The sequence below is a fragment of the Solibacillus sp. FSL K6-1126 genome (assembly GCF_038003445.1).
Taxonomy (GTDB): domain Bacteria; phylum Bacillota; class Bacilli; order Bacillales_A; family Planococcaceae; genus Solibacillus; species Solibacillus silvestris.
The window spans coordinates 3,060,589-3,084,300 of record NZ_JBBOPD010000001.1 but is presented as its reverse complement, the minus strand read 5'-3'; the positions used below and the strand labels follow the sequence as shown (position 1 = coordinate 3,084,300).

Below are 23,712 nucleotides of genomic sequence, written 5' to 3'. Positions count from 1 at the left end.
CTTTAGACGTGGGCCAGTAACCCAGCGTTTCACGCGCAGAGAAAACCACCAGTTCAACTGGTGGTTTTTATTAACCAACAATCGGCTGATCAGTTAGATGGATTTCCAGTTGATCGCCACCAAATATTTCAGCATCAAATGAAGAAGGCTGCCCATTCTTTAAAATCGTAAATGACCCTTTAAATGACGCAGGAAGCTGCCAGCTGGAAAATCGAAAGACATCCTGATAAATCCATTTGCTTGACTCTTTTTCGATAATACTAATTGTAGCCCCATTCGGCACTGTTGCTTCACGCTGTACAACTTGACCGTTTACAGAAAACGCTCTCGCTGTTTTTACAAGTTCCACCTGTTCTTGCTGGAACGTAACAATCACCTTTTCTTCCAATAACAAATTCAAATGGGCGGCAATTTGCTCAGCAGTAGGTAAATGATGCTGTTTAAATGTAATGTTATCACTATTTTGAACAGGGTAATGCAGTTTCCCGGGCTTACCATTAATGTAAAGCTGAGATGAAAAATCAGGGAAGGATACAGGTTTCCCATCGATATGGACAAAATACGGTTGGAACTGCTTTGCATGTATAGAATAGTTTATTGATTTCAATACATCTTCCACCGTTTCGCTTGTTTCGACGACAATTACATCGCGGTCCTGTAAAAGCGAATCCATTTTTCCGATTTTCCCGTTTACGAATATTTTCGGTCCAATAGTATATTGCGTTTCTTGGATTGTCACAATCTTTACGGAAGCATGATCAATAATTTCCCCTATCGTAACAGATGCGCCTGACCCATCTTTTCCGGGAATCAGTTGTATTTGATCTCCATTTTTAATAAGGGATTTAATCGATGCATGTTCACCATTCAATATGATCTGTGCTGGCTGCCCATGCTCCCCAGGTACGAAAACATTTTGACCGTTCACTGTAATCGACAAACCATGTCCTGGCTTTCCATATAGTTGTTTTGCTCTGACGTTCGCAGCCAAAAAAGCATCCCCGACTGTCATTTCCTTCAACTCAAAGAGGCGTACAACTTGTTCGTTTACTTTAATAGACATGTAATGAATCGGTGATTTTTGGGCGGCAATCGCAATCCCGATCGGTGTCACAAGCTCAGGCGTTGCTGCAATATGTGGTGCGCGTGTTAAATTCTGAATGGCATTCACATCACGTACCGCCACACGGTTAGCCGGTAAATTTAATATTTTTCCGATTTCTTCTGTTAAGTGGGGGGTTAAACTTCCTCCACCTACTAGCATGACCGCTTTTGGAGGCGTGTTGTTGTTTAACCGTAAAATTTCTTCTCCGATGGACTTTGCCAAGTTTTCAATGGCAGGATATATTGCTTTGATCACTTCTTCACGTGGAAAATATTCGTCAAATCCTAAAATATCCTGAATAAGAACTTTATCACTCGTATGTAATTGTCGTTTGGCCATTTCAGCGACCGGAAAATCCAATAAATAATGGTCACTTAAACTTTCCGTAATTTCATCGCCAGCAGTCGGCACCATCCCATATGCTACAACCGTGCTTTTATCTGTAATGGCAATATCCGATGTTCCCGCACCAATATCAACAAGTGCTACATTCAAACGGCGCATTGAAGGAGGGATCAGCACATTTATTGCGGCAATCGGTTCTAAAGTGAGGGCTTCCATTTCCAAATTGGCCCGTTTTAATGCAGCAAGCAATGATTCCACAACAACACGTGGCAGGAAAGTGGCAATCACTTCTACGGATGCTTCCTCACCTTGCTGATCGAGAAGACTTCCAATTTCTTCACCATCCAGACGGAAATACAAAACAGAATAGCCGACACAGTAATAATGATTATTTTTTGTATCTTCCTTATGAAGCAATAATTGTTGCTGGGCCTGTTGTACTGCTTGCAGTTCCAGGCGGTTAATATCTTCTTCCGTAAAGATCGGTCGGTTTTTAATAGAAATGGAAACACTGGCCTGTTCGGTTTTTAATGCCCGTCCTGCTGCTGCAACACTTACTTTTTCCAAAGGTCCATGCGTCTCTTCCAATTCATTCTTAATTTCCTGTATAAGCTCAGCTACGTACAAAACATTATGTATTTGACCATCAACCATTGCCCGTTCTTTATGTTCTCTTACTAAAATATCGGCCACATGATAGGTATCTGCATGTTGCTCTAAAATAATGCCGACAACGGAGCGTGTTCCGATATCAAGTGCGAACAATTTGTTTGCCATATGAAAACGCTTCCTTTCAATTATTATCACAATATACTTTAGCGAGTTGAATCGCTAAATTAAAAAGACGTGACATTCTACAATAGTTTGATTATAATAAGTTTATTACTTAAAAATGTATCATACTTTTTATTTATCTGAAAGTGCCGGATACGCAAAGAAGAGGGGTAGAGGAATATGCATCAACAAGATTTAGAAAGCTTACGCAGCCAGATTGACAGCTTGAACTTAGAAATTTTACGTTTAATTAATGAACGTGCATCAGTAGTAGAAGAAATCGGTAAAATTAAAGAAAAGCAAGGTGTCAATCGCTATGATCCACTTCGTGAGCGTCACATGCTTGACTTAATTAAGGAAAATAATAACGGTCCTTTAAATCAAATGACGGTTGATTATATTTTTAAACAAATCTTCAAAACAGCCCTTAAACAATTAGAAGCAGAAAAGAAAAAGGAATTACTCGTTTCACGTAAAGAAAAGTCAGAAGATACTGTCATTAATGTAAATGGTGAATTAATTGGTACAGGAGCTCCTTCTTTCGTATTTGGACCGTGTGCGGTTGAGTCATATGAGCAAGTTGCTGCAGTTGCTGCAACAATTCAGGAAAAAGGCTTAAAATTAATTCGCGGTGGTGCATACAAACCACGTACATCTCCATATGATTTCCAAGGCTTAGGTCTGGAAGGTCTAAAGATTTTAAAGGATGTTTCTAAAGAGTACGGTTTAGGTGTCATCACAGAAATCGTAACACCTGCTGATTTAGACCATGCATTGGACTACATCGATGTTATTCAAATTGGTGCCCGCAATATGCAAAACTTTGAACTGTTAAAAGCGGCTGGAGCAACAAATAAACCAGTTTTATTAAAACGTGGTTTAGCAGCGACAATCGATGAGTTTATTCATGCAGCAGAATACATTATGTCAAAAGGTAATGAAAACATTATTTTATGTGAACGCGGTATTCGCACATATGAAAAAGCAACTCGTAACACATTGGATATTTCTGCAGTTCCGATTTTAAAACAAGAAACACATTTACCGGTAATGGTGGACGTGACGCACTCTACAGGACGTCGTGATTTATTATTGCCATGTTCAAAAGCGGCAATCGCTATTGGAGCAGATGGAGTAATGGCAGAAGTGCATCCAGATCCATCAGTTGCATTATCGGATCAGCAGCAGCAAATGGATATTCCAACTTTCAATGCTTACTACGAAGAACTTTTAAAATTCATGAAGCAATACGAAGTGTCAAAATAATCATTAATAAGCCCATGTTGAGTAATTTCAACATGGGCTTTCAATATGTCTGTACATTTTAATTTGACGGAAGTGGTAGAGTGATTTACAATTTTTAACAAGTGCTATCGTTTTGGTAGCATACTTTTTGAATATTTTAAGACAATTGACGAAAAAACCACGTATTCACTGGGTTTTAGATTGAAAATAGAAATGGAAATATTATATGATGAAGCTATACATAACAATTAGTTCTACTAGTCGTTTATAAAAACTTGTATCACTATGATAAAAAGGGGGAGAAACTTTTGACTGTCACAATTTATGATGTTGCACGTGAGGCGAATGTATCAATGGCAACCGTATCTCGCGTAGTAAATGGAAATCAAAATGTTAAGCCTGCAACAAGAAAAAAAGTGTTGGAAGTGATTGAGCGTCTCGAATATCGTCCAAATGCAGTAGCACGTGGCTTAGCAAGTAAAAAAACAACATCAGTAGGAGTCATCATCCCTGATATTTCGAATAATTTAAATGCTGAGCTGGCACGAGGCATTGAAGATATTGCGACAATGTACCGCTATAATATCATTTTAGCAAATTCAGATCAAAATGAAGAAAAAGAGTTGTCTCTGCTTGATACAATGCTAGGAAAACAGGTTGACGGTATTGTCATGATGAGTGAAGAGGTAACAGACAATATTCAACGCGCGGTGGAGGCATGTCCTGTACCGATAGTATTGGCAGGATCGATCAGTTCAACTGAAAAAGTAGCTTCTGTAAACATTGATTATTATAATGCGGCATTTGAAGCTGTAGAAACACTAATTGATAATGGACATACGAGAATTGCCTTTGTCTCTGGTCCGCTACAGTATACAGTGAATGGTCAGCATAAACTTGCAGCCTATAAAGATGCGCTTGAAAAAGCAAACATTGAAATAGATGATGCATTGATTGTTGCTGGAGATGGTTCCTATGATGATGGATTGGAAAGCTGGGAGAATTTAAGTGAACTACAGCAACCGCCTACAGCTATTTTTGTAGGGAATGATGAGCTTGCAATTGGACTAGTACATGGCATTCAAGATAGCGGAAAAAATGTGCCGGATGATGTTGAAATTATCAGCTTCGAAAATTCAAAACTAGCGCGCATGGTACGACCAAAACTTACAAGTGTTGTATTGCCTTTATACGATATTGGAGCTGTCGCAATGCGCTTATTAACGAAGTATATGAACAAAGAGGAAGTTGAACAGCAACATGTCATCTTACCTCATCGCATAGAAAAGCGTGGTTCGAGTAAATAACAAAAGCGCCTGGCAAAAGCTGACAGGCGCTTTGTTTTATTTATAGCCTTATAGTTACTTCAAAGCAAATGTTATGAACGGTTTTTTTCTGTACGAATAATATGTAGTGCTTTTTCAAGCATTCGTATATTTTTTTCCTCAATTTCTGCTTTGCGCGGAATAGGATCATATAGAGGATGAGGATCATTCCATGTCGGGATTAGCGGAACAGGTGATTCCGATTGCCATTTATCAAGCCATTGCTGTGGCAACGGTCCAGTCGGAGCAGGCTGATCGGTCATCTCCGTCCAAATATGTGACCATGCTCGTGGGACGACCCGCCAAATATCATAGCCTCCGCCACCAACTGCAATCCAGCGTCCGCCACAATATTCATGTGCTAATTTATGGGCAAGCTTCGGTATTTCTTTATAAATATTCATTGTGCCGTACAAATGTGTGAGCGGATCAAAATAATGTGCATCTGCACCATTTTGTGTCAAAACGACATCCGGTTTGAAAAATTCAAATACTTCCCGCATTGACTGCTCGTAAATTTCCAAAAAGCTCTCATCTTCCGTAAATGCATCAATCGGGAAGTTAAAAGAAGTCCCGTAACCTTCACCATTTCCGCGCTCTGTTATATTGCCTGTACCCGGAAATAAATAGCGGCCGGTCTCATGGATCGATAATGTACATACATTAGGGTCATCATAAAAGGACCATTGAACGCCGTCTCCATGATGGGCATCAGTATCTACATATAAAACACGCAGTCCGTACTTTTCCTGGATATATTTTATCGCTACACTGCTATCATTATAAATGCAAAAACCGGATGCTTTTCCGCGGAAACCGTGATGGAGACCACCGCCCAAGTTTAATGCATGCTGAGCTTTTCCCTGCAGTACCTGGTCGACCGCCTGTAATGTACCGCCAACTAAAAGTGCGCTTGCTTCGTGCATATTTTTAAAAATGGGGGTATCTTCTGTTCCAATACCATATGGTTCCCCTTGCTGGGCAGTTAACTCGCCATGGCCTGCCTTTTTTACGATCTCTATATACTGCAAATCATGAGCCAGCGCAATTTCTTCATCTGTTGCAATTCGAGCAGGGACGATATCCTCATCTTGAAGTGCACCAATATTTTTCAGTAAATCTATCGTTAAGTGTAATCGCTTATGGTTAAACGGGTGTGTGTCCGAAAATTTGTAAGTGAGTTGTTCTGGTGAATAAATAAATACAGCTTTTTTCATAATGTGACGCCAGGTAAGTTTGGCCACAATACATCGTATCCTTGCTTTCGCAAATCTTCAATAATATGCAGCGGATTGATTACTTGCAGACGGACACTTACAATTCGGGTTTTCACATTTTCACCATCAGGATATACGAGTACACTTAATACATTTGCCTTGTTTTCGTGAAATACTTTTGTAATTTCAAAAAGCATGCCAGGTTTGTCATTTACCCGAATATCAATTTTAGAGCCGGGCTTATGTGCGCCTGTTAATTCGATGTAAGTATATAGTAAATCAGTCGTCGTAACGATGCCGACCAGTTTGCCGGCAGTAACTATAGGTAAACAGCTGATTTTAGCATCATAAAAAGTCATGGCCACTTCTTCAACGAAGTCTAGCGGATGACCGACAATCGGATTTTTAACCATGATTTTCTCGATTGGGGCATCATAAATCGTAGAGTCGGGTTCTTCGCGCAATCGAGAAGGCAAAGCATTTTTCAAGTCATGGTCTGTAATGATTCCCACAACCACATTTTCTTTGTTTACAATTGGCACATGACGGATATTTTCCTCTCGCATAAGGCGCACAGCATCGCGCACCGTGTTTTCAGGCAGGAGTGTATGTATCTCTCTTTGCATGATTTCTTCGACAATCATAGTTCATTCCCCTTTGTGATAAGAATTAATACATGAAACGATTTCTAAAGCGAAGTCTGTCAAATCTCTCCAATGTCTCATTTCCGACACGTGCCCCCACACGCGCCATTAGACAATTGGCAGGATGAGAAGTTATTTCAGGATCATCTGTCGCATAATACTCAAAATTAACTGAGGTCATCATTCTCTCCATCATATTCCGATATTCCCAAACAGATAAACCTGTTCCTTTTAAATCCCAATGCCAGTAATATTCAGTTGTAATCACTAAATAATCTTCCATTGCATCATCCATAAATGACACTTCCAATAATTTTTTGCCTGCGCCGGATCCTCTAAAAGCAGGAATGACTTCAATGGCACCTAGCTCAATCATATCTGGAATACGGTCTTCTGACCAGCGTTCCAACGGGTCTGGATAGAGATACGTAACATAGCCGACAATTATATTATCCTGTCGAATGACAATAATGCGTCCTTCTTCCAGTTTAGCAATCCCAACAAGTGCTTCATGCTGCTGATGGGAAGGTCTAAAAGCTTTTAAATCTTCATGTAATGTGTAGGTAGCAAGTTTTTCGGAAGGAACGGGCCCTTCTACTAAAACATTACCATTCCTCGTTTTGAATTCAAGACGATAATAATTTTTCACATGAATCATAATCACACCACCTGCTTTTAATACATCTATTATACTCTATTTCATGCGAAAATACGCTTAAATTCGCGAGATGTCACTAAATTGATTGAAAGTTTTAAATATTTTGCCTATTATAGTATTTTTATTGTAAAATGATTGTAGTTTTTAATGAAAGGGGATTTTTCATGGGGATGAAAACGATGGAAAAGCTAGCAGTTATTCCAGGGGAACATAATTTGAAAAATTATGAGGAAACAGCTGCAAATCATGATTGGCAACATAGTGAAAAAGCATTTTCTTGGTTTGAAACGGGGAAAGTCAATATTGCGTATGAGGCAATAGATAAACATGCAACAACACACCGCAAAAACAAAGTGGCTCTTTATTATAATGATGGGAACCGAAAAGAGACATATTCTTTTTATGATATGAAACGTCATTCGAATAAAGCGGCGAATGTGTTGAAAGAAAGGGCGGAATTAAAAAAAGGCGACCGTGTTTTTATTTTTATGCCACGTACGCCGGAGCTTTATTTCAGCTTAATTGGTGCATTGAAAATTGGCGCGATAGTTGGTCCGTTATTCGAAGCGTTTATGGAAGGTGCCGTATATGACCGGTTAATGGATAGTGAGGCGAAAGTGATCATTACAACGCCTGCACTGTTGAGCAGAGTGCCGCTGGAAAAGCTGCCGCATTTAAAGACGGTATTTGTAGTCGGGGAAAATATTGAAGAAACGGATAAGATCTTAGATTTTAATAAATACTTTGCAGAGGCATCTCAGGATTTTGACATTGAATGGGTCGATAAGGAGGATGGCTCCATTTTGCATTATACATCCGGATCAACAGGTGCTCCAAAAGGGGTATTGCAAGTCCATTATGCAATGGTTCAGCAATACCAGACAGCACAGTGGGTATTGGATTTAAAGGAAGACGATATTTACTGGTGCACAGCCGATCCCGGATGGGTGACTGGAACAGCTTACGGCATTTTCGGTCCATGGCTAAATGGGGTGACAAATGTCGTTGTAGGGGGGCGCTTCAGTCCGCAAGCATGGTATGGGGCAATTGAGGAATATGGCGTCACGGTATGGTATAGTGCGCCAACTGCATTTCGTATGTTGATGGGGGCAGGTCCGAATATTATCGGTAAATATAATCTTTCTACGCTTCGTCATGTTTTATCGGTCGGTGAACCATTAAATCCGGAAGTTGTGAAGTGGGGATTGGAGATTTTGAACCATCGTATTCACGATACATGGTGGATGACGGAAACAGGTGGCCATATGATTTGCAACTACCCATCGATGGAGATTAAGCCAGGCTCAATGGGCAAACCTGTGCCGGGAATTTATGCAACGATTGTAGATGACCAAGGCAATGAAGTGCCGCCGTATACGATGGGGAATTTGGCGATCAAAAAAGGGTGGCCGGCAATGATGCGTCAAATATGGGGAAATCCTGATCGGTATGAATCTTATTTTTTAAAAGGCGAATGGTATGTTTCAGGAGATTCTGCATTTATGGATGAGGAAGGTTATTTCTGGTTCCAAGGTCGTGTAGACGATGTGATTATGACAGCGGGAGAGCGAGTTGGACCATTTGAAGTGGAAAGTAAACTGCTTGAACATCCGGATGTAGTGGAAGCAGGCGTAATTGGAAAACCTGATCCGGTCCGCGGCGAAATTATTAAGGCATTTATATCGTTACGTGAAGGGGTAGAGCCGAGTGAAGTGCTTGAAGCGAATATTAGAGACTTTGTAAAAACAGGGTTATCGGCTCATTCAGCACCACGTGAAATTGAATTCAGAGCTAAGTTGCCTAAAACCCGAAGCGGAAAGATTATGCGCCGTGTACTAAAGGCTTGGGAACTTGACTTGCCTGCAGGCGATTTATCAACAATGGAAGAGTAACTTTAAATGGCAGTACTTCTTAAATCGGGGCGCTTACATATGTAGGCGCCTTTTATATTATTGCGGTTATTATTATTGAACGATAATTTAGAATAATCTACAATTATATAAAAATACAGTTGACTAAATAAATATACATACTTATACTTATTTTTATCATTTAGAATTCGTATAAAATTTTCGGCCATACAAAAATGACGAGGTGACAACATGAAAGCAGGTATTATCGGTGCAACAGGGTACGGGGGATTGGAACTATTACGATTTTTGCATAATCATAAAGAAGTAGAAGAAATCGGGTTATTTACATCCTCAGAAGTAGGAACTCAATTTTCGGATAAATTTCCACACTTAACGGATATTTATGATCAACCATTACTTAAATTGGAAGATGATGCATTGGCGGAGTACGATGTCGTTTTCGCAAGTACGCCGTCTGGGGTATCGAGTACGATTTTCCCGTCTTTAGTTGAACGTGGACCAAAGTTAATTGATTTATCGGGGGATTTCAGACTTAAAAATTTAGCAAGTTATGAAACTTGGTATAAAAAAACTCCGGCGCCACAGGAAATAGTGGAGCGAAGTGTTTACGGCCTAACGGAGTGGAATGAACGAGCAATTGAAAAGGCTGATTTAATTGCCAACCCTGGCTGTTATCCAACGGCAGTTTTATTATCCATTCTGCCTCTTATAAAAAATCGATTAATTGATCCGAGCTTTTTGGTCATCGATGCAAAAAGCGGTATTTCGGGAGCTGGTAATAAACCTTCACAAGCAACACATTTCAGTGAAGCAAATGAAAGCTTCTCCATATATAAAATTAATGAACACCAGCATATTCCAGAAATCGAACAAGCAATTTCGATGTTTACCGATATTGAAACAACAATAACGTTTAATACTCATCTTGTACCGATGATACGTGGGATTTTAGCAACTTCCTATGCACAAGTGACGGACGGTGTAACACAAAAGCAGTTAGTGGACTGTTTGTCAGAAAAGTATAAAAATCACCCATTTGTCCGGGTGATTCAAGAGGCATCCGCTGTAGGAACAAACCGAGTAAAAGGTTCTAACTACTGTGACATATACGTGAAGCTTGATGAAAGAACAAACCGGGCAACGATTATCGGAGTCATCGATAATTTAGTTAAAGGAGCGGCCGGTCAGGCAATTCAGAACATGAACGTCCAATTCGGGCTTCCGCAGCAAACAGGCTTACAACTCGTTCCGTATTTTATTTAACTGATAAAGAAGAGATAGATAGAAATCAACCCCATATTATGACGAGGACTTTAAATTAAGGGAGGGTCACTAGATGACTTCAACAATAGAGATGAAAAAACTATCAAGTAAAAATATCGTGTCACCAAAAGGGTTTACTGCAGCAGGTGTTCATTGTGGGCTTAAACATAAGAAAAAAGATTTAGCAATTTTGGTAAGTGAAGTACCAGCAAGTGTTGCCGGCGTATTCACAACAAATGCAGTCCAGGCAGCACCGTTGAAAGTGACAAAAGAAGTTGTATATGAAACGAAAAAAATGCAGGCGGTAATCGTAAATTCAGGAAATGCCAATGCATGCACAGGCAAACAAGGATTATTGGATGCATATGAAATGCAACTGCTTGCAGCACAAAAGCTTGGCATCGCATCTAGTTTGGTAGGGGTAGCCTCTACAGGTGTCATCGGGGAAATTATGAAGATGGAACCAGTTAAAAAAGGTGTAGAGCTATTAAATCCGGATTCTAAGCTAGAAAGCGGTATTGATTTTTCTCAAGCAATATTAACGACCGATACAGTAATGAAAAACACAACGTATGCAACGATCATTGATGGCAAGGAAGTAATTGTTTCAGGAACAGCAAAGGGCTCTGGCATGATTGAACCAAATATGGCGACAATGCTTGGGTTTATTACAACAGATGCCAATATTGAATCAGAAGAGCTGCAAAAAGCGTTATCGAGTGTAACGGATTGCACGTTCAACTCGATTACAGTTGACGGTGATACGTCAACAAACGATACGGTTATTGTAATGGCAAATGGCTTAGCAGGAAATGACCCATTATCTTCGGCGCACCCCGACTGGGAAAACTTTTACACAGCACTACGTCTCGTATCAGAAGACTTGGCAAAGTCAATTGCACGTGATGGGGAAGGTGCGACTAAGCTCATCGAAGTAGAAGTGGATGGAGCGGTTTCAGATGAAGAAGCGCGTAAAATCGCAAAAACAGTTGTAGGTTCACCACTTGTGAAAACAGCCGTGTTTGGCTGTGACGCAAACTGGGGTCGTATTATTGCAGCAGTTGGCTATTCTGGAGCTGTAATCGATCCTGATAAAATTACAATTAAAATCGGTGGAGCTACAATGGTGGAAAACGGCGAACCGATTCAGTTTTCCGAAGAAGTACTCATCGAAATATTAAAACAGCATGAAGTGAAAATATTTGTGTCACTGGAAGTTGGAAAAGGACACGGATTTGCATGGGGGTGTGACCTGACTTATGACTACGTTCAAATCAACGCATCATACCGCTCGTAAAATGGTCATCAAGCTTGGTGGCAGTACATTAGAAGGTCTTAACGAGGCCTTCTTTCGCAATTTTAAAGCATTGCAGGAACAAGGGATCCAACTCATTATTACACATGGCGGAGGGCCAGCGATTAATCGTGAATTAGCCGCTGCAGGAATTGAGTCCCATACAGTAAACGGACTGCGTGTAACGAGTAAAGAAATGATCGGCATTGTGCAGTCAACATTAATCGGAAAAGTAAATCCTTCACTCGTTCATGAACTTCATTCAGCAAATATTTCTGCCATTGGACTAAATGGTTTTGATGACGGACTGCTCGAAAGTGAATTTTTAAATTACGAAACTTACGCATATGTAGGAGAAGTGAAGCATGTTAATATAAATATGTTAAATACTTTGACAGAAGCTGGTATTGTACCTGTCGTTGCCTGTATCGGTGCAACGAAGGACGGGCAGGCGCTGAACATTAATGGCGATACAGTTGCGAGTGAAATTGCATTGGCAGTCGGCGCGGATTGTCTCCTGCTTGTGACAGATGTTGCCGGTATTCGTATAAAGGATGAATATCAGACGGAAGTGACACCAAGGTTAATCGAACAATGGATTGACGACGGGCATATTTACGGCGGTATGATTCCGAAAGTACAGGGCGCTCTTAACTGTTTGAAGGCAGGCATTCCTTCTGTACAAATTGTAAATGAAACTTTAACCGGGACGACTATTTTAAGTGAGGAGCTAGTGAAATGAGTGCATTATTCCAAAATTACGCAAGAAGACCTTTCGCTATTGTCGAAGGAAAAGGAACAGAGGTATTTGATACGACTGGGAAACGATATTTAGATTTTACGAGCGGTATTGCCGTATGTAGTTTAGGGCATGCACATCCATCGATTGTAGAAACCATTCAAAAACAAAGTCAAAAGTTATGGCATATTAGTAACTTATTTGAAAGTCCAGGACAGGAAAAGCTTGCTGCATCATTAGTGGAAGATTTGCATTTATCGTATGCATTTTTCTGTAATAGCGGTGCAGAGGCGAACGAAGCGGCTATTAAACTAGTACGTAAGCATACAGGAAAACATAAAATCATCGTTTTTGAACAAAGCTTTCATGGACGTACATTTGGAGCGATGAGTGCAACAGGGCAAGATAAAGTACGTAACGGCTTCGGTCCATTAGTAAGCGAGTTTGTAACTTTGCCGTTTAATGATGTTACAGCATTAAAAGCAGCAGCTGATGCTGATACTGCTGCGATTATGCTGGAAATGATCCAAGGTGAAGGTGGCGTAAATCCCGTAACGGAGGAATTCGCGAAAGCCATTCATGAAATCCAGCAATCATCGGATATTTTAGTCATTGTTGATGAAGTACAAACGGGTATCGGACGTACAGGAACTCGTTTTGCATTTGAACAGACAGTCATCAAACCGGATATTGTTTCAATGGCAAAAGGTCTAGGTGGCGGATTCCCGATTGGGGGGATACTTGGGACAGATAAGCTCTTTAACACGTTTAGTGCAGGGACACATGGTACGACGTTCGGCGGAAATCCATTGGGCGTTGCCGTTGCGCAAACAGTTATCGATCAAATATTCAATGATGCCTTTTTGGATAATGTGAAACAAAAATCAGCGTACTTTGTAAATAAACTGGAAGAAGCATTTCCGGAAGAAAAATATTCGGTTCAAGGTAAAGGGTTAATGCTGGGGTTAAGTCTCGGTGGCGAAGATGTCGCACCTTATGTTGCCGCATTGGATGAAGCAGGTCTATTAACGGTTGCAGCCGGACCGAAAGTGATTCGTCTATTACCACCTTTAACAGTTAGCGAACAAGAAATTGATGAAGCGGTCAATTTATTAAAAGGTGTATTAAAAGAGGAACAGGTATCAATTTAATTACATTAAAAAATCTCACCAACAATTTTACTAGTTGGTGAGATTTTTTTGTTATTCTCCTGATGGTTCGACAGGATCAACGTCAACTTCAATTTCGTCAAGATCTTCGGGTTCTTCTGGTTCTTCAATTACCTCTCCGGGTACAACATTTTCCTCATCTTCCGTTTCCGGTGGAGCCGTTTCGACAACTTCTCCAACTTCGTTCGAATAGCCTGATTCCAATCCTGTAATATCAACTGCTACGACGATGTAGCGAACACCTGGTGAAACAGATACCCGGTACCCTTCATAAGATTTTAATGAGCGTACGAGCGATCTTCCTTGATCGGTAACGCTATAAACACGATAGCCGACGACATCATTTGATGAAGAGGCTGTCCACGAAAGTGAACCGTTTGCCAATGTAGCATAAACAGGTTGTGGTGGTGCACTGTCTGCCGAGAATGGTGCACCGGTTACAACACCTTTACCTGATGTGAATGACAATAATTTCGATGCGTCACCACCCAGTCTGCCTAACATACGGTCAACAAATGCCTGATTTAATCCGAATCCGCTCATTTGGACAAACTCAGTAGGTGTATTTGGTAATGCGGCATATGTGTTGCCGTTAATAACAACCGATGTAGAAGATACAAAGCTGTCATCCGGCTTAGACGGTAAAAATACATTTTTATTAAATAAATCTGACGTAACTAAACCGGCATTGGCACATGAAGTAGAAGGTGCCAGACCTGAAATGCCGCAAAATGATCGTGTTACAACGCCTTCAGGTTTTTTGAAAGTTTCTTTCGTACCGACTAATTCCGGGTCAATGTCATAAAGCGTATTCAGGTAATTAGCCCATAACCGGTTTACACGCTGACTTGGATGCTGGTAACGGTTATTAAATGCATAAAGTGTGCGTGGCTGGTCATAACCTAACCAAACGCCAACAGAAATATTCGGATTGTATCCGACTAGCCAAACATCTTTATGGTCCTGTGTAGTCCCTGTCTTTGCGGCAAAGTCAGATGAGAATTTCAATTGACTCTTCGCCAATGTTGCAGTACCACCTTGCTTCATAACACCTCGTAGCATATCAGTCATCATATAGGCAGTTTCCGGTGCAAATACATCAACTGGAGCAGCTTCATGTTCATAAACAATATTGCCATCCAGATCTTCAATGCGTTCAATCATGTAGGCATCGTTAAATTGTCCGTTATTTGCAAAGGTTGTATAGGCATTTGTATTTTCTTCGACAGTTGCCCCGTGAGTAATCCCGCCAATAGATGTAGAAAGATTGACATAATCTCCTTCAGTCAACTTTGAGAAGCCCATTTTTTCCAAATAGGTTGCTGGACGACGATCTAAAATTGAATCATACAAACGCAGTACTGCTAAGTTTTGTGATGATGCAACTGCTTGTCGTGCTGGAATAATTCCTAGTTCCTGTGTTGGAATATAGTTGACGGGTTCATAGTTGTCATAACTACGTTTAAATTTCACATCGACTACAGGGCTTCCTGCACCAATGACACCGTAATCAAGCGCTGGTGCATAGGCAAGTAACGGTTTCATCGTTGAACCGTTTGAACGGTAAGCTTGTGTCGCATGATTCAATTGTTCAATTTCATGGTCACGCCCACCAACAAAACTTAAAATACGGCCTGTTTTGTTTTCAATAACCATACTTCCTGTTTGTACGGGAACATCCACTTCGATTTCTTCGCCTGTTTCAGGATCTTTTCCTTTTTTCTTGTATGTTTGTCCGTATAAAGTGAATTCTTCCGTCACTTTTTTCATGGCATCATACATGTCTTTATTAATCGTTGAGTAAATACGGTAACCGCCTGAACGTATTGTACGGTCTGCCAGTATTGTATATTTTTCATTTAAGTTCTCTTCTTCTTTTAAACGGTCCGGGTCAATGCCGTCTTTTTCGGCAAGTATTTTAGCGAAAATTTCTTTTGAACGCAGCTCAAGCTCTGCTGTTAACCAAGGATATTTTTCTTCCGGACGGATTTCATATCCTTTGAAGTCTTTAGAAATATCATAGGCAATTGCTTCGTCATATTCTTTCTTCGTAATATAGCCTGCTTCCTGCATACGATAAAGAACCGTTTTCATACGGTCAATACCTGGCTGCATCCCTTCCGCACTTTTTTGCTCACCTTTATTTGTAAAAGGCGTATATGTGAAAGGTGCCTGTGGGATACCGGCAATATAAGCTGCCTGCGGTAGATTTAATTTAGATGCGGACACACCAAAAATACCCTGTGCAGCCGTTTCAATTCCGGCAATGTTACGACCTGAAGAATTTCGGCCATACGGGATGATATTTAAATAGGCTTCGAGTATTTCTTCTTTTGTCATAAAATGTTCCAAACGGTACGCAAGTAAAATTTCCTTCGCTTTACGTTCATAAGAAACTTCATTCGTTAATATTTGGTTTTTTATTAATTGCTGTGTTAGGGTAGAGCCACCTGTCTGTGTAGACGAGTTGGATACATCTTGCAGTAATCCACGTATTACCGCTTTCGGCACAATGCCGGTATGCTCACGGAAATATTCATCCTCTGTAGCAAGAACAGCATTAATTAAGGATGGGGATATATTAGCTAGCGATGTTTCACGTCGATCTAAATCAGTTCTGATCTTTCCTATGTAAATATCGTTCGCAAAATAAAGTTCACTTGTTTCTTCATAGCTGAAAATTTGTTCGCGCATCTCTTCTTTCGATCGCAAAGGTTCATCCTTTGTTAATGATGCGAAGTAACCTGCGCCTACACCTCCAACAAACAACAGTGTCGCAGCTATAAAAATAATAGCCAGTAAAGTTAAATTCCAGAATACACCGCCTCCAATTCTGACGAAGCGCATTCTTTCTGAAGAAGCAAGGATTTCGATTTTTTTATTTAATTTTTCGAGCCATTGTTTCACATCATCGACCTCCTAAAATCTTGTTTATTATAGCATATTTGATATATAAACGAATATAAATATTGACATCAACTATTTTCTAGGTAGAATAGAAAATATAAATTTCAGGCAACGAAGAGTTTGCAGTAATAAATGTGTTCCCTGCATAGAGAGCTAGCGGTTGGTGAAAGCTAGACATAACGCATTTATGAATTACGTACTTGGAGCCTGAACGGATCGTCACGTTATAGACGCTTAAAGTGGAAGAAAGAGATTTAAATTTCTTCAAGCCGGGTGGTACCGCGTTAAATAAAAATTTGACGTCCCTGCATGCATTTGCGTGTAGGGACTTTTTTATTTCCTTACAAGTAAATGACGCATCATGTAAAAGGAGAGAAAACAAATGACAAAAGAATTACTGCAAGACTTGGAATGGCGTGGATTGTTATACCAGCAAACAGACGCGGAAGGTATGGAAAAGTTATTAAACGAAGAAAAGGTTTCCCTATATGTAGGTGTTGACCCGACAGCGGATTCGATGCATATCGGACATATCGTGCCATTGCTAACGTTACGCCGTTTCCAAAAAGCAGGTCATACACCGATTTTATTAGTTGGTGGAGCTACAGGTACAGTTGGGGATCCATCTGGCCGTTCAGAAGAGCGTCAATTACAGACGATGGACCAGATCGATAAAAATGTGCAGGGACTTAAAAAGCAAATGGAGCGCTTATTCGACTTTTCATCGCATGCTGCAAATGGTGCTGTTCTTGTAAACAATAATGACTGGGTAGGTCCAATGACATTAATCGATTTCCTTCGTGATTACGGGAAACTGATCAATGTAAACTACATCTTAAATAAAGATACAGTAGCGTCACGCCTGGATTCAGGTATTTCATTTACTGAATTTGCTTACACATTAATCCAAGGTATTGACTTCAATCATTTATACGATCATCACAACGTTCGAATTCAAGTAGGTGGTTCGGATCAGTGGGGCAATATTACAACAGGCTTGGAAATGATTCGTAAAACGCATGATGAAAATGCGAAAGCGTTCGGTATTACAATTCCTCTTGTAACAAAAGCGGACGGTACAAAATTCGGTAAAACAGCGGGCGGCGCTGTATGGCTCGATGCTGCGAAAACATCTCCATACGAGTTTTACCAGTTCTGGATCAATACTGCGGATGCAGATGTTGTGAAATACTTAAAAATCTTCACATTCCTGTCACGTGAAGAAATTGAAGGCCTTGCAGTAAGTGTTGAAGAAGAACCGCATTTACGTAAAGCGCAAAAAGCATTGGCTGAAGAAATGACGCGTCTGATTCACGGTGAGGAAGGTCTGGAAGCCGCAGAGCGTATTACAAAAGCATTATTCTCCGGTGACTTAAAAGCATTGTCAGTAGAGGAAATGAAAGTAGCCTTCTCTGGTGTACCTTCTGTAGAAGTGGCGAAAGAAGACAAAAATATCGTGGAGTTAATCGTAGAAGCAGGAATTTCTTCATCAAAGCGTCAGGCACGTGAAGATGTTACGAACGGTGCAATTAGCGTGAACGGAGAAAAAATTACAGATCTGGAATATGTAATCGATGCGAAAGACCGTTTGGAAGACGCCTTTGCCATTATTCGTCGCGGCAAGAAAAAATACCATATGGTGAAATTTGCTTAATTAAATTAAACGTCTTGGGAAGTAGTTTTCCAGGACGTTTTTTTAAAAGGAATATTTCGTTTCATAAAGAACTATAGGAGGAGAGGTGTGGGAGTATGGAAAATAAATCTTATTTAGGGAAAATTGTCATTTCGATTTTTGTCTTACTGACGGTTTGCTTTTTCACTTTCATATTGTTATTTTTTGTAGCATTTAGCGGCAAGATTCATTATATACCGTTAGTAATTTCTGCTGCGGTCATTTTATATATTGGTTTTGTCCTTGTGATTTTTGATGTATTTTACAAAAACAGTAAGCGTATAAAAATCTTTTGGTCAATTGCCGGAATTGTTTTGGTCGTCACCTCGATACAACCAATTTATAAATGGTTCGATGGCAGGGTACCGACTGTTGACGCGGAAGTGAATATTTATCAATATGAGCCATTTACAGATCAGAATAAATTAGTGCAATTGGATAAGAAACCGAGTTTAAAAATAGAGGAACCTTTGCCGAAGATGGATGGTGCAACGGCTTTGTATCCATTGTATGCAGCCATTACAGAGCATCTTTATCCTGAAAGAGAATATAATCCTTACAAGAGTGAAGTGATGGTGAATCAGACGCACGAAGCCTATACGAACCTGATTTTTGGTAATACGGATATGATATTTGTAGCGGGCCCATCCGATTCACAAATTCACCAGGCAGAACAACAGGGGATTAAATTTCATTTGACGCCTATTGGAAAAGAAGCATTTGTCTTTTTCGTGAACAGTAAAAACAAAGTCGATCGTTTATCGCTCGAACAAATTAAGGGAATCTATGCAGGGGAAATTACAAACTGGTCTGAAGTTGGCGGACAAGACGATGCGATCCGTGCATTCCAAAGACCTGAGGACAGCGGATCACAAACAGCATTACAACGGCTTATGGGGGATAAACCGTTAATGGAAGCCCCAACGGAAGATGTAGCGACAGGAATGGGCGGAATTATCAATGAAGTGTCCCAATATAAAAATTATAAAAACGCAATCGGTTATACTTTCCGCTACTATTCAAATGAGATGGTAAAAAATAAAGAAATTAAACTTTTGGAAATCGATGGGGTTGCACCGACAAGAGAAACAATTCGCAACAATGCGTATCCAATTGCTTCCGAATTTTATATTGTGACAGCAGGCGAGCCAACAGGAAATGTTAAACAGGTGATTGATTGGGTGCTCTCGGATGAAGGGCAGGCATTAGTGGAAAAGGCGGGCTATGTATCTCTTAAATCTGCCGAATAGTAAAAGATTGGTATGCTACTAAAGAAGCAATAATTTTGTATCACCTTAAAAATATCAGTATAATAGATTGTATACATATTTTTAGGGGGATGTTATTTTGAGTGAGCAATTAACAGGTACAGTCGATGATCGACATGCGATATTAAGCATTGCTGTTAAACCCCGAGATACTATTCGTTATGTGTTAACAACTAAAAAGTTATCTTATTTCATTTTCGTTGGTATTATCGGAGTGTTTGCTAGTAATTTAGTCAGTTTTATCGGTAGTGAATTTACAGGACAATATACGCTGGGAGATATCGTTTATTCAACATTTCTTTTAAGTTTAGTACTATATTTTCTTTCAACAGTTTTATCGGCAGGCGTATTGACACTATCAGCAAAAGCATTCGGTGGTACAGGGAAGTTTAAAGAAATGTTCCGCATGATCAGTGTGACAATGATTCCTTATATTTGGATATTGCCGGTTCTTCTGTTCTGGATGCAATTCGCACCACAGTCATTTTTCTCTATTTCCTATATGGAGACATCACTAGGTGATTTGATTCTGCAATTTGTTTGTGGAACTCTGATTATTATTAGCAGTATTTGGACATATGTCATCACAGTTATTGGGATTTCGGAAGTGCACCGTATATCTAAGTGGAAAGCATTTTTTGCTTCGTTTATAGTAATTGCGGTACTAGGAGCAACTTACTTTTTGTTTTAAGCATATTTAGTATGGATTGTTACGAGTTGAATAGAAAGGATGCTGCCGCTCTATAGCGTACAGCATCTTTTTTTATTGTTAGCGGAATGTAATGTTTGTGTCTATATGTAAGGATGAAAAGTAAATGAAATTCAAAATAAAAAGGGTCACTGGGGGAAGTGACCCTAAGGGCGAGAAGCAGTAATAAGTAGTTGGATTTATTTCTGGCTAGCTAGAAGCCTTCTTTGGAATCGGAGTTATTAGTAAGCGAAAGTAGCACCGACAATAATTAAAAGAATGAATAGAACAACAATTAGAACGAATGTTAAGCTGTTACCGCCGCTGTTACCGCCACCACCACAGCCGTAACCACCGTAGTTATTATAGTTTTGATTTTGATATCCTTCATAACCGTAACCCATAATATTCACCCCCTTTCCTCGTTATCCTATTCAACGAAGAAGGGTTGATCGGGGCGATTGAACAATTTTGAAAAAAATTTTGCAGAAAATAAATCTAAATAAAAAAACCACCAAGCACCCGATAAACAGGGCTTGATGGTTTGATTCGAATATATCTGAAGCTCGAAAGATTAACGAGAGTAGAACTCTACGATGAATTGTTCGTTGATTTCAGAAGATAATTCAGAGCGCTCTGGTAAACGTACGAAAGTACCTACTTTAGAGTCTGCATCGAATGATAAATATTCTGGTACGAAGCTGTTTACTTCGATTGATTCAGCAACAACTGAAAGGTTAGCTGATTTCTCACGTAAAGAGATCGTTTGACCTGGTTTTACTGAGTAAGATGGGATGTCAACGCGGTTACCATCAACTAAGATGTGACCGTGGTTAACTAATTGACGAGCTGCACGACGAGTGCGAGCTAAACCTAAACGGTAAACTAGGTTGTCAAGGCGAGTTTCAAGTAAAATCATGAAGTTTTCACCGTGTACACCTTGTAATTTACCAGCACGTAGGTAAGTGTTTTTGAATTGACGTTCAGTCATACCATACATATGACGTAATTTTTGCTTTTCAGTTAATTGTAGACCGTACTCTGATTTTTTACCACGAGAGTTCGGGCCGTGTTGACCTGGTGCGTAAGGGCGTTTTGCGATTTCTTTACCTGTGCCGCTTAATGAAATACCAAGACGACGAGATAGTTTCCAAGATGGACCTGTATAACGAGACATAATTGTGTCTCCTCCTTAAAATTGGTTTTTGTTGTAAAAGAAAAAACCAGTTGTACCCGACATTAAACGGTATTCTATTTTCATGTATCTTCGCCCATGCAGCCGAAAGGGTTACACAATACACCATTCTGTCTACACAGAAGGAATAAAATACTACATTTAAGTTATACAACTACTGCATTCATTTTACACAAAGGCTATTGTATCTTTTTTTTTTCTATCCGTCAACAAAGGTGTTTTACATTTTGAAGATAATATGTAGTAAAGAAAAATAAAAATAATTTATCGTTTTGTGGGCATTTAAGCACAAAAGCGGGTAGTAGATAAGAACGGGAAAATACTTTAATATTCAAAAAACAATTCAAATTGGGGTGTTTACTAGAAAAATATAACAAATTTAAATAGTCAATAAGACATAAAATGTGTATACTTGATGTTAAGTGAAAAGAACCGACATCGCAATAGTAAAAGAAAAGGTGATTTAATGGTGGAAAATCAACAAAAGATTGATCAATTTAAATCGGATATTTTAAGCCTTTGTATGAATAAGAAATTACAACGAAGTAAATTTTATGATTACTTTTTCCTATTAGAAGAAAGCCTAACAAAACACTTTAATATGGAACATTGTTTTTTATTTCATGTAAGCGAAAATAAATTGAAACCGATCGACAACTTAGAATTACTGAATGTTGATGTAGCATTAGATTTAATACAACCCTATTTTAATGGTAACAAAGTTGTGAAGTTACCCGGGTTTTTAAAAGAACAGCCGTATTTTGAAAACCATACGGATGTTATGCCACTTATAATAAATGATAAAATAGAAGCTATTATTATATTTAAATATAATCCTGTCGGGGCACCTATACAAACAGTGCTGACTGAAGAAATAGTAGGGGCGATATCCGCTTCCTATAAATATTTAATTCAAAAATACGAAGTGTATTCAAATGAGCAAAAGTACCGTAAATTATATGGGATGACAGATCTTTTCCATTCAACGATGGACATTGATGTAATTTTGGAAAATGTGCTTATTACAATAGAAGAAAATTTTCCTGGACTTGAAGTAGAGCTGATCTTGTCAAATGACCAAGACCGTCAAACGAGAGTGAAAATAAAGCCCTTTGACTATTTATCGGAGCGGCCTGCAACAATCGAGTCTTTTGTATCGGGAGAATTGAAAGAAGATATAGCCGTTGAACAAAACCGTCGATTATTAAATGTGCCTATAAAAGGGAGACAAGCAATATACGGAATTTTACAGGTAAAAGCACCGATCAATTACTCATTCGCGAATTCGGAAAAAGAATTTATCCGTATGCTTGCGCAAGCTTCAGGAAATGCCTTGGAAAACGCAAAACTCTATCATCAATCACATCGTCTCATCACGGATTTACAGTTAATCAATGAAACTTCCCACCGTTTAAATATGAAATTGACGATCAGCGAGATGCTTTTATTTTTACAAAAGCAAATGTTGAAATCTTTTCAGCCTATGGAAATTGGTTTCATGTTTAAAGAAGATGAAAAGTATATCATGACCGAAGCGTGTACAGATCTTTTCGATTATGTAGCGTGCAATGTATATGTCCAACACGTGGAAAAACATTTTCAGACGACACAAGACCCATTGTTTATTGCTGATTTCAGTCGTCTTATTTCAGGAGACATTGAGTATAAGTCGATTATGGCCATTCCAATGATTGTTGAAGAAGATATTATCGGGTTTAGCATTGTATTGCATAAAGAGCCGTATTTCTTCTCCTTTGACAGCTTTAAGCTAATGCAATCGCTTATTCACCATTCGTCATTAGCCATTTCCAATTCTGTTTTACGTGAACAACTTCAGGAGATGGTGGATCGGGACCATTTAACAAAGCTTTATGCAAGAAGTTACTCTGATTCATACGTAGAAAATTCCATTCAAAAGGACGATTCAGGAATGTTCCTTTTAATTGATATCGATAACTTTAAAAAGGTGAATGACACATATGGGCATCAAGTCGGGGATGAAGTAATCGTGCAAATTGCTAGGCGACTGCAAAATGAAATAGGGAAAAAGGGCATTTGCTCGCGATGGGGCGGTGAAGAGCTTGCTATCTATATTCCGAATATTTCAGACAGTGAAGCGATTGGAATTTCGGATTCGATTGTACAAATGGTACCAAGTGTATCAAATCCATCAGTTACGGTTTCAGCGGGTATGATTACATGGCATAAGAGCAGTCGTCCTAATTTCAAAAATATGTTTGCGCAAGCTGATATGGCGTTATATCATGCAAAACGAAACGGAAAAAACCGCTTATGTGTATATGAAAAACCAATGGAACTGCAATATTAAA

At 39.5% G+C, this 23,712-nt stretch carries 18 protein-coding genes and 1 other annotated feature; of the genes, 11 read left to right on the top strand and 7 right to left on the bottom strand.

The genetic code is table 11. The features are described from left to right. Positions 1-70: 70 nt before the first annotated feature. A complete protein-coding gene (locus tag MHH44_RS15250; protein ID WP_340798975.1) occupies positions 71-2,227 on the bottom strand; it encodes a cell division FtsA domain-containing protein in 2,157 nt (718 codons plus the stop codon). 177 nt (positions 2,228-2,404) lie between these two features. On the opposite strand from MHH44_RS15250, the gene MHH44_RS15245 reads away from it, so the two are divergent. Both MHH44_RS15245 and ccpA read left to right on the top strand, forming a co-directional pair. Next, complete coding sequence (locus MHH44_RS15245; RefSeq protein WP_008408231.1) at positions 2,405-3,490, top strand: bifunctional 3-deoxy-7-phosphoheptulonate synthase/chorismate mutase; 1,086 nt, start codon at positions 2,405-2,407, stop codon at positions 3,488-3,490. Between the two features lie 287 nt (positions 3,491-3,777). Then, positions 3,778-4,776 (top strand): catabolite control protein A, encoded by a 999-nt coding sequence (ccpA, locus tag MHH44_RS15240; RefSeq protein WP_008408233.1) that lies wholly within the window; start codon positions 3,778-3,780, stop codon positions 4,774-4,776. Positions 4,777-4,847: 71 nt separating this feature from the next. Here ccpA and MHH44_RS15235 read toward each other — a convergent pair whose 3' ends face one another. From MHH44_RS15235 to MHH44_RS15225, 3 genes are read right to left on the bottom strand one after another with little or no spacing between them, the layout of a single operon-like run. After that, a complete protein-coding gene (locus MHH44_RS15235; protein ID WP_008408234.1) occupies positions 4,848-6,011 on the bottom strand; it encodes an acetoin utilization protein AcuC in 1,164 nt (387 codons plus the stop codon). Then, a complete protein-coding gene (locus tag MHH44_RS15230) occupies positions 6,008-6,655 on the bottom strand; it encodes an acetoin utilization AcuB family protein (RefSeq protein ID WP_008408235.1) in 648 nt (215 codons plus the stop codon). Before MHH44_RS15230 ends, MHH44_RS15235 begins: the two co-directional genes overlap by 4 nt. A gap of 25 nt (positions 6,656-6,680) precedes the next feature. Next, positions 6,681-7,313 carry a GNAT family N-acetyltransferase gene (locus tag MHH44_RS15225; RefSeq protein WP_008408236.1) on the bottom strand — a complete coding sequence of 211 codons (633 nt, stop codon included), beginning with the start codon at positions 7,311-7,313 and terminating at the stop codon, positions 6,681-6,683. A 164-nt stretch (positions 7,314-7,477) separates the two neighbouring features. On the opposite strand from MHH44_RS15225, the gene acsA reads away from it, so the two are divergent. The 5 genes from acsA to MHH44_RS15200 all read left to right on the top strand — a co-directional run bounded on the left by acsA (position 7,478) and on the right by MHH44_RS15200 (position 13,634). Beyond that, positions 7,478-9,205, top strand: a complete 1,728-nt coding sequence (acsA, locus tag MHH44_RS15220; RefSeq protein WP_445683042.1) for an acetate--CoA ligase — start codon at positions 7,478-7,480, stop codon at positions 9,203-9,205. A gap of 210 nt (positions 9,206-9,415) precedes the next feature. Next, on the top strand, positions 9,416-10,450 hold the full coding sequence (gene argC / locus MHH44_RS15215) for an N-acetyl-gamma-glutamyl-phosphate reductase (RefSeq protein ID WP_340798974.1): 1,035 nt from the start codon (positions 9,416-9,418) through the stop codon (positions 10,448-10,450). 73 nt (positions 10,451-10,523) lie between these two features. Next, positions 10,524-11,747, top strand: coding sequence for a bifunctional ornithine acetyltransferase/N-acetylglutamate synthase (gene argJ / locus MHH44_RS15210; RefSeq protein ID WP_340798973.1), 1,224 nt, complete (start codon positions 10,524-10,526; stop codon positions 11,745-11,747). Further along, positions 11,710-12,486, top strand: a complete 777-nt coding sequence (argB, locus tag MHH44_RS15205; protein WP_339262753.1) for an acetylglutamate kinase — start codon at positions 11,710-11,712, stop codon at positions 12,484-12,486. The genes argJ and argB overlap by 38 nt, the downstream gene beginning before the upstream one ends. Next, a complete protein-coding gene (locus tag MHH44_RS15200) occupies positions 12,483-13,634 on the top strand; it encodes an acetylornithine transaminase (RefSeq protein ID WP_065215496.1) in 1,152 nt (383 codons plus the stop codon). The genes argB and MHH44_RS15200 overlap by 4 nt, the downstream gene beginning before the upstream one ends. A 51-nt stretch (positions 13,635-13,685) precedes the next feature. Here the strand turns inward: MHH44_RS15200 and MHH44_RS15195 are convergent, their stop codons facing one another. Then, positions 13,686-16,559 carry a transglycosylase domain-containing protein gene (locus MHH44_RS15195; RefSeq protein ID WP_008407808.1) on the bottom strand — a complete coding sequence of 958 codons (2,874 nt, stop codon included), beginning with the start codon at positions 16,557-16,559 and terminating at the stop codon, positions 13,686-13,688. 102 nt (positions 16,560-16,661) lie between these two features. Next, positions 16,662-16,869, top strand: a binding site (T-box leader). Positions 16,870-16,941: 72 nt separating this feature from the next. On the opposite strand from MHH44_RS15195, the gene tyrS reads away from it, so the two are divergent. The 3 genes from tyrS (at position 16,942) to MHH44_RS15180 (ending at position 20,190) form a co-directional block, all read left to right on the top strand. Continuing rightward, positions 16,942-18,213: a tyrosine--tRNA ligase gene (tyrS, locus tag MHH44_RS15190; RefSeq protein ID WP_340798972.1), complete on the top strand. Its 1,272-nt coding sequence runs from the start codon at positions 16,942-16,944 to the stop codon at positions 18,211-18,213. A gap of 95 nt (positions 18,214-18,308) precedes the next feature. After that, the gene (locus MHH44_RS15185) at positions 18,309-19,481 is read left to right on the top strand and encodes a substrate-binding domain-containing protein (RefSeq protein WP_340798971.1); all 1,173 of its coding nucleotides are present in this window, start codon (positions 18,309-18,311) and stop codon (positions 19,479-19,481) included. A 97-nt stretch (positions 19,482-19,578) separates the two neighbouring features. Further along, complete coding sequence (locus MHH44_RS15180) at positions 19,579-20,190, top strand: Yip1 family protein (RefSeq protein WP_008407803.1); 612 nt, start codon at positions 19,579-19,581, stop codon at positions 20,188-20,190. 239 nt (positions 20,191-20,429) lie between these two features. Here MHH44_RS15180 and MHH44_RS15175 read toward each other — a convergent pair whose 3' ends face one another. Both MHH44_RS15175 and rpsD read right to left on the bottom strand, forming a co-directional pair. After that, positions 20,430-20,591, bottom strand: a complete 162-nt coding sequence (locus tag MHH44_RS15175; protein WP_008407802.1) for a YjcZ family sporulation protein — start codon at positions 20,589-20,591, stop codon at positions 20,430-20,432. Positions 20,592-20,761: 170 nt separating this feature from the next. Further along, a complete protein-coding gene (gene rpsD, locus MHH44_RS15170; protein WP_008407801.1) occupies positions 20,762-21,364 on the bottom strand; it encodes a 30S ribosomal protein S4 in 603 nt (200 codons plus the stop codon). 484 nt (positions 21,365-21,848) lie between these two features. Here rpsD and MHH44_RS15165 point away from each other — a divergent pair, with 484 nt between their 5' ends. Continuing rightward, positions 21,849-23,711, top strand: a complete 1,863-nt coding sequence (locus tag MHH44_RS15165; protein ID WP_340798970.1) for a sensor domain-containing diguanylate cyclase — start codon at positions 21,849-21,851, stop codon at positions 23,709-23,711. Position 23,712 lies beyond the last annotated feature (1 nt).

What these genes read in the sequence shown, in the direction of transcription:
- MHH44_RS15245 (WP_008408231.1), top strand. Translation starts at nt 2,405, where the DNA reads ATGCATCAACAAGATTTAGAAAGCTTACGCAGCCAGATTGACAGCTTG.
- tyrS (WP_340798972.1), top strand. Translation starts at nt 16,942, where the DNA reads ATGACAAAAGAATTACTGCAAGACTTGGAATGGCGTGGATTGTTATAC.
- MHH44_RS15230 (WP_008408235.1), bottom strand. Translation starts at nt 6,655, where the DNA reads ATGATTGTCGAAGAAATCATGCAAAGAGAGATACATACACTCCTGCCT.
- MHH44_RS15185 (WP_340798971.1), top strand. Translation starts at nt 18,309, where the DNA reads ATGGAAAATAAATCTTATTTAGGGAAAATTGTCATTTCGATTTTTGTC.
- MHH44_RS15235 (WP_008408234.1), bottom strand. Translation starts at nt 6,011, where the DNA reads ATGAAAAAAGCTGTATTTATTTATTCACCAGAACAACTCACTTACAAA.
- MHH44_RS15225 (WP_008408236.1), bottom strand. Translation starts at nt 7,313, where the DNA reads ATGATTCATGTGAAAAATTATTATCGTCTTGAATTCAAAACGAGGAAT.
- argJ (WP_340798973.1), top strand. Translation starts at nt 10,524, where the DNA reads ATGACTTCAACAATAGAGATGAAAAAACTATCAAGTAAAAATATCGTG.
- acsA (WP_445683042.1), top strand. Translation starts at nt 7,478, where the DNA reads ATGGGGATGAAAACGATGGAAAAGCTAGCAGTTATTCCAGGGGAACAT.
- MHH44_RS15175 (WP_008407802.1), bottom strand. Translation starts at nt 20,591, where the DNA reads ATGGGTTACGGTTATGAAGGATATCAAAATCAAAACTATAATAACTAC.
- argC (WP_340798974.1), top strand. Translation starts at nt 9,416, where the DNA reads ATGAAAGCAGGTATTATCGGTGCAACAGGGTACGGGGGATTGGAACTA.
- argB (WP_339262753.1), top strand. Translation starts at nt 11,710, where the DNA reads ATGACTACGTTCAAATCAACGCATCATACCGCTCGTAAAATGGTCATC.
- MHH44_RS15165 (WP_340798970.1), top strand. Translation starts at nt 21,849, where the DNA reads ATGGTGGAAAATCAACAAAAGATTGATCAATTTAAATCGGATATTTTA.
- MHH44_RS15250 (WP_340798975.1), bottom strand. Translation starts at nt 2,227, where the DNA reads ATGGCAAACAAATTGTTCGCACTTGATATCGGAACACGCTCCGTTGTC.
- MHH44_RS15200 (WP_065215496.1), top strand. Translation starts at nt 12,483, where the DNA reads ATGAGTGCATTATTCCAAAATTACGCAAGAAGACCTTTCGCTATTGTC.
- rpsD (WP_008407801.1), bottom strand. Translation starts at nt 21,364, where the DNA reads ATGTCTCGTTATACAGGTCCATCTTGGAAACTATCTCGTCGTCTTGGT.